The sequence below is a fragment of the Streptomyces sp. NPDC101151 genome (assembly GCF_044768335.1).
Lineage (GTDB): Bacteria > Actinomycetota > Actinomycetes > Streptomycetales > Streptomycetaceae > Streptomyces.
The window spans coordinates 57524-68635 of record NZ_JBIWPP010000041.1 but is presented as its reverse complement, the minus strand read 5'-3'; the positions used below and the strand labels follow the sequence as shown (position 1 = coordinate 68635).

Annotated in this window: 9 protein-coding genes and 2 pseudogenes; 6 read left to right on the top strand and 5 right to left on the bottom strand. The window is 68.4% G+C overall.

Annotated elements, in window-relative coordinates; translation table 11 throughout:
* Positions 1 to 179 precede the first annotated feature (179 nt).
* Positions 180 to 836 (top strand): maleylpyruvate isomerase N-terminal domain-containing protein, encoded by a 657-nt coding sequence (locus tag ACIRU3_RS40560; RefSeq protein ID WP_404067891.1) that lies wholly within the window; start codon positions 180 to 182, stop codon positions 834 to 836.
* A 48-nt stretch (positions 837 to 884) separates the two neighbouring features.
* Here ACIRU3_RS40560 and ACIRU3_RS40555 read toward each other — a convergent pair.
* Positions 885 to 1492, bottom strand: a pseudogene (locus ACIRU3_RS40555) (transposase); the annotation flags it as partial.
* Between the two features lie 82 nt (positions 1493 to 1574).
* On the opposite strand from ACIRU3_RS40555, the pseudogene ACIRU3_RS40550 reads away from it, so the two are divergent.
* A pseudogene (locus tag ACIRU3_RS40550) lies at positions 1575 to 2270 on the top strand (leucine zipper domain-containing protein); the annotation flags it as partial.
* Between the two features lie 795 nt (positions 2271 to 3065).
* Here ACIRU3_RS40550 and ACIRU3_RS40545 read toward each other — a convergent pair.
* Positions 3066 to 3695 (bottom strand): TetR/AcrR family transcriptional regulator, encoded by a 630-nt coding sequence (locus ACIRU3_RS40545; RefSeq protein WP_404067888.1) that lies wholly within the window; start codon positions 3693 to 3695, stop codon positions 3066 to 3068.
* Between the two features lie 90 nt (positions 3696 to 3785).
* Between ACIRU3_RS40545 and ACIRU3_RS40540 the strand changes: the two genes are divergently transcribed.
* Positions 3786 to 4199, top strand: coding sequence for a DUF4345 domain-containing protein (locus tag ACIRU3_RS40540; RefSeq protein ID WP_404067885.1), 414 nt, complete (start codon positions 3786 to 3788; stop codon positions 4197 to 4199).
* A gap of 186 nt (positions 4200 to 4385) precedes the next feature.
* On the opposite strand, the gene ACIRU3_RS40535 is transcribed toward ACIRU3_RS40540, so the two are convergent.
* Entirely contained in the window at positions 4386 to 4883 is a 498-nt protein-coding gene (locus ACIRU3_RS40535; protein ID WP_404067882.1) for a transposase family protein, read from the bottom strand.
* A gap of 470 nt (positions 4884 to 5353) precedes the next feature.
* Here ACIRU3_RS40535 and ACIRU3_RS40530 point away from each other — a divergent pair, with 470 nt between their 5' ends.
* Positions 5354 to 6151, top strand: a complete 798-nt coding sequence (locus ACIRU3_RS40530) for an alpha/beta hydrolase (protein WP_404067879.1) — start codon at positions 5354 to 5356, stop codon at positions 6149 to 6151.
* A complete protein-coding gene (locus tag ACIRU3_RS40525; RefSeq protein ID WP_404067876.1) occupies positions 6148 to 6372 on the top strand; it encodes a hypothetical protein in 225 nt (74 codons plus the stop codon). Before ACIRU3_RS40530 ends, ACIRU3_RS40525 begins: the two co-directional genes overlap by 4 nt.
* 1087 nt (positions 6373 to 7459) lie before the next feature.
* Here the strand turns inward: ACIRU3_RS40525 and ACIRU3_RS40520 are convergent.
* Positions 7460 to 8521 (bottom strand): Lrp/AsnC family transcriptional regulator, encoded by a 1062-nt coding sequence (locus ACIRU3_RS40520; protein ID WP_404067873.1) that lies wholly within the window; start codon positions 8519 to 8521, stop codon positions 7460 to 7462.
* A gap of 796 nt (positions 8522 to 9317) precedes the next feature.
* Here ACIRU3_RS40520 and ACIRU3_RS40515 point away from each other — a divergent pair.
* Positions 9318 to 9719, top strand: a complete 402-nt coding sequence (locus ACIRU3_RS40515) for a peptidase inhibitor family I36 protein (protein WP_404067909.1) — start codon at positions 9318 to 9320, stop codon at positions 9717 to 9719.
* A gap of 492 nt (positions 9720 to 10211) precedes the next feature.
* Here ACIRU3_RS40515 and ACIRU3_RS40510 read toward each other — a convergent pair whose 3' ends face one another.
* Positions 10212 to 11054 (bottom strand): hypothetical protein, encoded by an 843-nt coding sequence (locus ACIRU3_RS40510; protein WP_404067870.1) that lies wholly within the window; start codon positions 11052 to 11054, stop codon positions 10212 to 10214.
* Positions 11055 to 11112: the final 58 nt, after the last annotated feature.

The following is an 11112-nucleotide window of genomic DNA, read 5'->3' as shown; positions in this document are numbered from 1 at the left end:
TGAACTGCTGGACCGGCACCTGCACCACCTGCCACCAACCCCTGCCCAGCAGACCCACACCAAGATCAAGACAGACCTAACGGAGTCCTACTAGTGCTGTGACCGCGAACCTTCGCCGGGTTGCTGGGCCGGTGGTTAATGGGAGGGGTGGCTCCTTCCGGTCGCGGTAGGGTCCTGCCATGTCCCGATCAGCCGATGTTGGCCTCTCCCAGCCCCCCGTCACCGCGGATGACCTTGACCTTGCCGTGCAGCTTGCTGTGACAGTCCTTCGCGAGGCGCCCCCAGCTGCTTGGGAAGGCAAGGCCGGTTCGCTGGAATGGGACTGCTGGGAAACCGTGGAGCACCTCAGCGACGACCTCTTCGCCTACGCTGCGCAACTGGGCCCCAAAACACCGCCCCTGGATGGCGAGGTGCCCTTCGTATGGGAGAGCCGGCGGCCCGGCGGCCCAGCGAACGCCATTCACGCGAACCGCAAGGCGGGTCCCGCCGGCCTGCTGCAGGTCCTGGAAGCGAGCGGCGCGCTGCTGGTCGCCATGGTGCGTACGACGCCTCCGCAGACTCGCGCTCACCACGTCTTCGGCGTCTCGGACCCCGAGGGCTTCGCCGCGATGGGGATCGTGGAGACCCTGGTGCACACGCACGACCTGGCACAAGGGCTCGATCTTGCATGGAGCCCGCCTGCCGATCTGTGCTCTCGCGTGCTCGCCCGGCTGTTTCCGGACGCACCGTTGTCCACGGATGCCTGGCCCACCCTCTTGTGGGCCACCGGACGCGCCGAACTACCCGGACACCCTCGTCTCACCACATGGCGCTGGGACGGCACACCCCGGGCATAGGCTCAGGCGCTTCCGCCGCAAAGGAGAGGTTCGGTCGAGGTTGGCTGGTCAGGCTGCTGAGATCGGTCGGCCACCCCAGCGGATGCCTTTCTCGCTGCGGATGCGGGCGCGTTCCTTGCGCTCGGCGGCCAGGACGTCGCAGTGGCGGGAGTTGGCGTTGCGCCAGCGTAGGTAGGCGTGCAGAGCCTTGGTCTGCACGGTGTGGTTGGGGTGGTTGGAGTTGGCGATGGTGAACTGCCTCAGTGGTCCGAAGTGGGCCTCGATCGGTTTGGCCCGCGAGGCGTAGGTCGGGGTGAAGCACAGTTCGACCTTGTGGTTCTTGGCCCAGCGGCGGATGTCGGTGCCCTTGTGGGCGGACAGGTTGTCCAGGATCACGTATACCGGGCGCCGTCGGGCCGGGCGGCGCGGATCAACTTCAACGCGGCCAGTGTGTTCCCGGCGCCCTTGCGGCGTCGGTTGACGCCCCACAGGGTGTCGTCGCCGACCGAGTAGCAGCCGTGGAAGTACCGTACGCCGTGGGTGCGGTGGTAGGTGGCGGGCAGCCGGTCGGGACGTTTCCGTTCGGCCCAGCCTGAGCCGGCGGCGGGTCGGATTCCGAGCGGGCCGAACTCGTCGAAAGCGAACACCCGGTCGGGGAAGCGGTCCAGGACTTCCTGACGCGTAGCCGTTGGTAGTTGATCAAGGAGGGACCTCCGGGCGTAGTGGAGATAGCCGTCTTCACTCACCCCGGAGGTCCTGGTGGCCCACGCTAACGCCCGGCTGACCTATCACGGCAGATGCCTGCTGGTGCGCCGTGTCGTCCTCGACGGGCGACCGGTCGCTCACGTCGCGAAGGAACTCGGCGTCTCCCGCCAGTGCGCCCACCGCTGGGTGAACCGCTACCGCGCCGAGGGCTGGAGCGGGCTGCGGGAGCGCACCAGCAGTCCGCACCGCCGTCCCACCCGCACACCCGCGGCCGTCGAACGCCGCGTGCTCAAGGCCCGCCGCACCCTGCGACGCGGACCGGACGCCCTGGCCGAGCACACCGGCGTCCCCGCCCGGACCGTCAGCAGGATCCTCCAACGCCATCAGAAGCCACCGCTCGCCGCCTGCGACCCGCTGACCGGCCAGGTCATCCGAGCCACCAGGGCCGGCGGCCGGCGCTACGAACACCCCCGGCCCGGCGACATGATCCACATCGACGTCAAGAAGCTCGGAAAGATCCCCGCCGGCGGCGGCCACCGCGCCCACGGCCGGGGCGAGCGACCCGCATCCCTGCGGGGTCTGGGCTACGACTACGTCCACGCCGCCGTCGACGACCACTCCCGCCTCGCCCACGCCGAGATCCTCCCCGACGAAAAGGGCGCCACCTGCGCGGGCTTCCTCACCCGCGCAGCCGCGTTCTTCCACGCCCACGGCATCACCCGCACCGAACGGGTCATGACCGACAACGCCAAGAACCCAGCGGATGCATATCGGGGTCAGCACCGTCACGACGCACATCTCTCACTTGATGACCAAGACCGACAGCCCGAACCGGGTGCGCCTGGCGGTTCTCGCCCTCCGTGAGGGACCAGCGGAGGACTGAACTGCCCCGCTCGGACGGGGAAACGGCCTCGCTCGGACAAGAGTCCGGGGCGCCATGCCGGGACCTCATGTGCAGCCGACTGCTGCAACTGCGGCCCCAAAGGCGTGCGCGCCGCTCTGGCCGGTGCTGGTGCTGGTGCTGGTGCTGGCTGGTCGACGAAGACGACGCGCTGGTTGATTGGGTTGCGGCATGGTGTGGCGGGCTGTGTCGCTCCCGAGGCCGTCGTCGCACGGCAGGCTGAACCGCTGCCATCCGTGCCGCACACGCCCGGCGACCCGGGCGGGCCTCCAGGTTCGGCCGCCGTCGGTGGTGACCTCCACGGTTCGCAGGCCCAGGCCCACCCCCACATCTCAACGGGTTCACCGACGTGCACGTTTGCGTCGAGGGGGGCTACGAGGCACGAATTGGGTGCCAACTCCCATACGGGAGAGGGAGTGCCGGAGCTGTTCTCGGGCCGGTCCATGTAGTACGTGGTGGTGAACGCTGACCGGCGTGAGGGCCACCAGGACACCGCCCTCCAGGGCCTTCCCGAGGGGTAGGCCCTTCTCGTATCGCTCGCGGCGGGCACCGTCGTAGACACAGTGGTCGACGCCGGTGGAGATGACGTACGCGGCGCCCTCCTCGATGCCGGCGCAGACCTCGCCCTCGTCGTACGGCGGCCCCTACCCGCCCGTGTCGGGCCGCTGTGGCGGCCACCCGGGGGCGGGGTCCTCGGCGAGCAGCGGCCGGAGGGCGCCGAGAACCGCGCCGATGCAGACGTCCCGCAACTGGGCGCGGGTGCAGGTCTCGTGGGTGAGCCAGTCGACACAGAGGATCTGGACGAAGACCAGCCAGCTTTTCAGCACGCCGGACACGGCCTCACGGGCGCTCTCGTCCGCGAGTGGGAGTACGGCGAGCAGTCGCGTACGGAGTGCGTCCAGCTCGTTCGAAATGATCGTCTGGATCACGGGATCGCCCGCGAGAACCCGGTTGGCGGCCAGCACGGCGTTGCGGTTCGCCGCGAAGTAGTCGATATGGACCTCCATGCCCTGGATGAGCTGCTCCATCAAGGAGTCGGCGGGGTCAAACCGGGTCTCGGCGAGCAGCTGGTCCGCAGCCTGCTGGTAGACGGCCGCGAAGAGAGCGTGCTTGCTGGGGAAGTGACGGTAGAGCAGGGCTCGGGAGACGCAGGCCTCTTCGGCGACCTCCTCCATCAGGACGTCGTCGTACGGGCGTGCGGCGAAGAGCCGCGCTCCGACGGTGAGGAGCTGGGCGCGGCGGTCGGCGGGACTGAGTCGTTGACGCGGAGGCACGAACGCAGATTACTTGACATGCGTCTACTAGCGCATCCAGTCTAGTGGACGCATGTCAACTAAGCTCCACCGGTACGGCTCGGAGGGATCATGGCAAGGACTCTGCGCACACTCACACAGTTGATGGGCTGGTCCAGCGTGGTGATCGGTCTGTTCCACGTGCTCCTCGGCAATGCGGCGATCCCTGGAGCCGGTAATGCCGGCGCGACGGTCGACAGCTGGGGCCGGTTCATGGGGGCCAGCTTCGTCGGCTATGGGCTGGCGTGGCTGTGGGCCGCGCGGCAGCGGCCGATCCCGGCTCGGGCGGTGCGGTGGTTGGCCGGCGTTTTCCTGCTGGGCGGCATGGGCCGGCTACTCTCGCTCGCCGTGCACGGCTGGCCGCAATGGTTCCAGATTGTGCTGGCAGTGATCGAACTCAGCCTGCCCCCAGTCTTCTTTTGGCTGGCCGACGTGGAAGAGCGCACCCTGCGCAGCGGTATGGAGACCGTGGCTGCCGGGCAGTGAAGGCGCCTTGAGGCGAAGAGCCGGGGCCCAGCACCTTATTGGCCGCATCTGTCGAACGCTTGGGCGGGGACGCTGGCGCTGCTTGTGAGGAATTACGGGCTCTGTCGGGGACCTTGCGAAGCACCCAGTCTGAACTGGGCATCGACTGGAAGTGTGGTTCAGGGGTCTGGGACTTTGTTACCGCATTCATCCGGTGTCGATCGAGCGTGCGGCCCGGACCGTCGGCCAGCAGCTTGACCAGGCCGAGCTGACGGGCCTGGGTGATGTCGGTGCAACAGCCCTGCCGGACGGGGCCGCAGTACAACACGTGCCCTCGGCGTCCGTGAAGACCATGGACTTCATGTCGTGCTGCTCGGTCTTGCCTGAGACGAACTCGTCCCGGTCCTTCCGATCTGCCGCAGGGCGCCGCACACGGATCTCCGTGCCGTCGACGATCCCGATCTGACCGTCGGCGCCCAGGTGCTCGATGACCTCGGCGAGGCGGCACAGCCGGATGCCTGGCGCGACTGTGCAGCCGCGTTGCGCCGGCAGCGGCCGCACTTCACCGATGGCGCGGGTGATGGTGGAGCGGGCCACCCCGAACCAGCAGGCCAGCACGTCATGCGTGGTGCCGTGGCGCAAATTCACCAGCGCGGTAAGCAAACGGTCGACGAAGACGAGCCTGTGGTTCGCCCCGGCTCCCACCGCTCGCCGCCGCGACCGAGGTGTCGAGCTTTCCCCGCAGGATCCGGGTACGCAGGAACAGGGCTCCGGCCGAGCCGCCGTTTCGCGGACGCGCGACCGGTGAGACCACCATGCCCACGGTGGTGGGGCTGAGTCCCAGCACGTGGGCTGCCGGCTCCGCGGTGAGGCGGTCGTTTCCACTGCAGCGCGGCCACCGGCCGCTGATCCATGAGGCTCAGTACGAATCCGCCAATGCACGTGCAGTGAAGGCGAGTTTCGCCCATTCCGTCGCCGTGCGGAGCCCATCTCCGGGGCCTGGCCCCAAGCATGGATGGCATCCCCCCGAGAGCGGCGGATTCACCATGGAGGTCCATATGCCCGCGTTCAAACAACGGGAGAAAGTACGCTTCGCCAGCGGTGACACTTCGTGTGCCGCCTGGCACTATCCGGGGTCCAACGGCGGCTGCGTGGTCATGGCAGGCGGAACCTCGGTGACGAAGGAACCGGCCTCAGACCTGTTCGCCGCACGGTTCAACGACGCCGGTTTCGCTGTGCTGGCCTTCGACCACCGACGCTTCGGTGAGAGCGGGGGCGCACCGCGTCAGATCGTCCGCTTCGATGAGCAGGTCGCCGACTGGCACGCCGCGATCGAGTGCGCGGCTGGTCTGCCCGACGTCGCCCCGGACAGGATCTCCATCTGGGGCTTCTCGCTCGCGGGCGGCCATGTCTTCCGTGTCGCCGCCGACCACCCGCGACTGGCCTGCGCGATCGCACAGACCCCGCTGGTCGACGCCCGCGCGGTCACTCCCCACGCGCTGCGGTCCATGACACCTCTCGCGACGCTACGCCTGTTCGGGCGGGGCATCGCGGACGCGCTCGGGGGCCTTGTCGGACGGCCGCCGCTGCTGGTCCCGACCGCCGGAGTGCGCGGCGCGGTCGCCTCGCTCACCACGCCCGACGCCATGGACGGAGACCGCGCCCTGGATCCCGACCGTCGCTACACCAACTGGGAGCAGACGGTTGCCGCACGGATCGCCCTGCAGATCGGCACGTACCGGCCCGGCCGCCATGCCTCCCGGATACGGTGCCCGCTGCTGGTGGTCGTCTGCGATCAGGACCAGAGTGCGCTCCCCGGCCCCGCCGTCCGGGCGGCCCGTAACGCGCCGGCGTCCAAGGTGGTTCACCTGCCGGGCCGCCATTACGCCCCGTTCCTCGAGTCGCACGAACAGGCCGTCGCGGCGGAAATCTCGTTCCTGGAGAACCATCTGGATCCCCAAGAACCCAGGTGAGGCAGATTGCCCGCTCGATCGACCTGCCCAACGGCAGGAACGGCAAGGCCGCTGCAGGGGAGCACGTCTTCGTGGTCACCCACGAACCGTCGGCAGACAGGGAACACGGCGGCACGACACCGTTCACGTTCGTCAACGGTGTCGAAGTGCCCATCAGTAGCGCTCGGAACTACGCCGACGACCGGATCGTCCACGGGTGGGTCAGCCGGTATTCGCAGTGACCGTCGAGGATTCCTAGCGGGGCGTTGTGCTGGCGATTCGCCAGCACAAGCGGTGCTCATCGCACGCGGATTCCGACGTTTTCGCAGGAGGCCGTGCTCACGAAGCCGCGGTCCCTCCATGCGACCGACGCGGGACGACTCGGGTGGTTCGCGGGGCGCCGAGCCGCTGGGACAGTGTGCCCAGTTCCAGCATGCCTCACCACGGATGTCGTGGCTTCACCCGTGCGGCGGCTGCCACGGCCTGCAGGTCTGCCGACAAGCTCCCGCTCTGGTAGGGGATGTTTGACGGTTGGTTTCAGTGGTGGGTGTTTTGGTGTCAGTGGGGGAGGGGTCTCCTGCTGGCGGTGGGTGGTCGTTTGCTGAGGCCGTGGTGCCGGTTTGGTGCTGAGGGGCACTGGCGAAGGGGGGTGTTGGCGCCGGACCTGTAGCACCGTGGATACCTTGACCTGGTGCAGCATCTGGGTGAGGGGCGCCGCTCCGGGGCGCTACGGTCGCCGCAGGGCCTGCCCTTGCGGCCAAGTCCGCATCGGAGGGTGGAACGGCTGGCCGCATCGATGCAGCGGGTACGGGGCGCACTGCGGGAGGCCGGCTCGCATCGCGGTGGACGTGGTGGGCTGCGTCGCAGTCGTCGCAGACGTCCGGTGCTGTCGCCCGGCACCAGTTCCCGGGGATCGCGGTGCACATGTACGTCGCTCGGTTCACTTTGGGTGCCCCGCGCCGCTGCCGGACGAGGCGGCACCTCGATGGTGTCGACGAGTTCCTGTCCGCCTGCTGTGCAACGAGGAGTGCCTGGCCGTACAAGCCCGCTGCCGTCGGCTTCCAGATACCGGGGGACGGTCCTGGCGCCTCTCGCTCTCCGCGGACTGCGCACGGACCACTCGTCTCCCCACGCCCGGCACGATGCCCGTCACCGCTGCCGGCCAAGGGCCAGACACGGCCGTGGCCTCCGCTTGGGGCACGGCCGGTGAGCTGGTCCTCGCCCTTTACGACCGTATCCTGATCGATTCCCTGGAACTCGACGGCGTCTGACGTCTGTTCGACCTGCGCCGCGCCTGGAATCCGGTTGAGCAGGACGGTGCCGACGCTCTCATCTTTCGTCCTGCCCCGCACGTACCGGGCGGGGCAGGGTGACTGTGGCGGCGGGGCGGGCGGGGTTCGGTGCGGGAGTGCGTTTGATGGCGCGGCTGACGATGGCTGTCTCGATGTGGCTGATGCCAAGGCCTGACAGGTCACGGGAGAGGAAGTAGTAGAGGGCGGTGAGGTCTGGGAAGTACGCGGCCGCGTGCAGGTTCGAGGGGCCCGACGTGGCGAACGCGCCGTGCACGGCGGGGTGGTCGGCCAGCGCCTGCCCGGTGGCGGCCAGGTGGTCGGGTGGCACGTGCAGCAGGAGTTTGGCCTCGATGGGCAGCCCGAGCCGGCGGGGATCGACGAGGACCTGGGTGATCAGGCGGCCTTGAGCGGTCAGCTGGGCGAGGCGCCGGCGCACCGTAGTCTCGGGGTGTCCGGTGCGGGCGGCCAGGGCCGCGGCGGTCAGCCGCGCGTCGGGGGTGAGGGCGTCGAGAAGGGACTGTTCCAGGGCATCGGCGTCGATGCCGTACGGGCCTGGGGAATCGGAAGCCTCCGCACGGGGGATCGGCATGGCGGGGGTCAGGGCCGCGCGTTCGGGCGCGGTCAGCACCTGATGCCGCCACTCGGAGGTGAGCCGGAAGACATGCAGGATGGTGGCGCTCTCCAGGGACGTGACCGCCTGAGTGGAGGGCAGTCGACGGAAGACCAGCGGGTCGCGCGAGCCTGGCTCGGTGCGGGCGACCGCGAATATCTCATCACCCGAGGTGGTGACGTCGATGAACGGGATGTCCTCGCGCGCCGCGAGCGCGGCCACGATCGTGTCGAGCTTGCCGCGAAGTACCCGGATACGCAGGAACAGGGCTCCGGCAGAGCCGCCGTTGCGCGGTCGCGCGACGGGGGAGACCACCACGCGCACGGTGCCGTCGGCCCCGAGCGCGTGCAGCCGGCGGCGCACGGTGACGGGGCTGAGTCCCAGCACCTGGGCCGCCCGCTCCGCGGTGAGGCGGCCGTCGCACTGCAGCGCGGCCACCAGCCGCTGGTCTACGAGGTTCAGTACGGAATCCGCCGATGCGCGTGCCATGAAGGCAAGTTTCGCCCATTCCGTCACCGTGCGGCACCCGTTTCGGTGACCGTGCACCAAGGATGGATGTCATCCGCCAAGGCGCCGCAGTCAACCGAGGAGCTCGGCCTGACATAGCGTCACGAATACGTGGAGGAGCGGAATGAAGCGCAAAATGACCGCTGTGCTCGTCACCGCGCCGGCTCCGCTGCATTTGGGTGACCATCCTGAGCCTTCTTGGCCCAACTCGGAGGGAGTCCCTCGAAGCGATTGGCAGGACGAAAGGCTCCGACGCGGCGGCGAACTCCTCGTCGGCCAACGCCGGACCGGTCTGGAGGAGAACGAGCGGGGGTCTGAGTGATCTGCCGGGCGAGCACGGTGGCGGGAATCCGGCTGGGAGGGCTGCGTCGGCGAGGTCGGCCCGCCCCGGTCGAGTAGGGCAGGGAGGCCGCGACGTGACCGGTGCGAAGGAGATACCCACGCGCGGGTGCCCGTCGATGAAGGCGATGAGAATCGCCGCCGCAGGCGAGCGTATCCGTGCCCCCATAGCGCCATGTAGCGCGTGTCACATTCTGGAAGAGTCACGTTCAGGGGTCACGCGCCCTCTCATGTACGCCTCCGCAGAACGCGTCGCAGCGCTGGAGGAGGAAGCGAAGCGCGGAGCCGACGGCTCAGGCGGCGCTCATCAAGGGTGTACTAGTCGCAGAGTACTCAAAGAAGGGAAAGCACTGTGTTGAGGAGGCGAATCGCGGCCACTGCTTTCACGGCCGCCACAGCGATCACCGGCCTTGTCCTGGCCACTACGCCGGCATCCGCGATGATTCCGGTTGACCCTGTGGGAAGCGGTATCTCGCTGCCGCCCCCAAGTCCTCCTCCGTCGACCTGCTCCTCGGGCGAGGTCTGTTTGTACTACAGCTCCAATTTCAAGGGGGGGATGTACGAGCAGAGGCACAACATCAGTGACTACGCGAATTGCCGATTCGGCGCGAGCAGCGTGACGGGAACAGCGGGGTTCGGGCAGAGCATCAAGAACAACGTAGCCTCTGTGGTCAACGACACCAACTACACGTTCTATATCTTCTACAACAGGAACTTCGCCGGGGTCTGGGCCGGGATTCCGGCGCACCGGGCCATGAATCTGCCCGTGGGCATCAAGAACGAGAACGCTTCCGGAGGGAATGCCAACTACCCGTATCCGTCATCCGGTACCGGCTGCTGAGCCGTGCAACGCGGTTTGCAGGCAGGGCGGGTGTGCTCTGCGCGAGAGTCAGAGCGTCAAGGCCAGGTACGGCACCATCACACGCTGGCTTTGTTCACGGGTTCCGCTTCTGGCTCCGGAAGGCGAGCCAGAAACGTGAGGCGTCGATAAGACACGGCTCCCGTGCTTCCCCGCATGATCAGCGTTCCTGACGCGCGGCCCACTCCGTGCGGACATACAGCCAGGCGGCGTCTTGGTCAACGGCGGCCTCGCTGTTCGGGGCCGCAGCCGCACGGACGACACGTCCGCACCAGCGCAGTCCCGGTAACGCCGGACACCTGCGGAGCCGAGCCTCGGGTCATACAGGGGACGCGTCCCTCGAGTTCGGCAGCAGCCTGATCGGCGCGGGGCTTGATCGACATGGACGAAGACTCGCGCTCACACAGGAGTCAGGATGAAGATCTCTCGACTGGCCTTCTTGGGTCGGCTTCTTCGCGATCTCGCAGCGCGCGCCTAGGGGTGTTCGTAGAGCTGGAGGAGCCCGGCAAATGAGAAGCACAGCGCCCCGATGAGGGTGCCCCAGTTGGCGATGCCCGCGCTGACCAGGCTCCCGGTGGCGGGGCGGGTGAAGGCGGCGAGCGCTGAGACCATGAACAGGACGGACCCGAGCTGGTTCACGGCGACGATCCACCAGCCGAGGCTGTGTGGGCGGACGCAGGGGCGGCCATGGCAGATCTCGGCGAAGCCCAGGTGCCCGGAGACCAGGAAGAGCACGCAGCCGAACACGTCGGGCGCCCAGATCAACCGGTTGACCTGCTGGACGCTCAGGCCCCTCACGAATGAGTCCAGCAGGGAGACGGCGAAGACGAGCGTGCCCGCGAAGAGAACGAATGTGCTCAGCCAGTCCACCCGCATCGGCTCGTAGCTCCACCACCGCCAGCGGCGGGTGACCAGCCGGCCCTCGCCGTCGGCGACGTGGCGGGGCGCGTTGATCACCTGAAGCAGCGAGACGTAGCCGCCGGTGTTGAAGAACAAGCCGCCCACGAAGTAGATCGAGGCGCACTCAGTGGCGTCACCGGAACCGAATTGGGCAACGGCTGCGCCGGCAGCGAAGAGCGCACCGCCGATGACGAAGGCGACCGCCGCGATGACGTTGAGTCTGCGCAGCCGGCCGATGGCAACAGCGTCCGCACGCGTGGGCCGACTGTCCGCCGCACCGGGCGGACGGACGGCGAGCACTCCGCGCCGACGCGCGCTCCGTGACTCCCACACCGCGGTGCCGCCGCCCGGAACGTGCCAAGTGAGCCTGGTGGTGAACGGTCCCGCGCCCTCGGCGCGCTGCTCCGGTTGCCCCACGAGCCGAGCCTAAAGCCCAGACAGCACCGGAAAGCGAGGGAAACGCCGACCCGCCGAG

Excerpts from the sequence above, each read along its gene's own strand:
- ACIRU3_RS40560 (WP_404067891.1), top strand. The coding sequence starts at position 180 with ATGTCCCGATCAGCCGATGTTGGCCTCTCCCAGCCCCCCGTCACCGCG.
- ACIRU3_RS40520 (WP_404067873.1), bottom strand. The coding sequence starts at position 8,521 with ATGGCACGCGCATCGGCGGATTCCGTACTGAACCTCGTAGACCAGCGG.
- ACIRU3_RS40540 (WP_404067885.1), top strand. The coding sequence starts at position 3,786 with ATGGCAAGGACTCTGCGCACACTCACACAGTTGATGGGCTGGTCCAGC.
- ACIRU3_RS40515 (WP_404067909.1), top strand. The coding sequence starts at position 9,318 with ATGATTCCGGTTGACCCTGTGGGAAGCGGTATCTCGCTGCCGCCCCCA.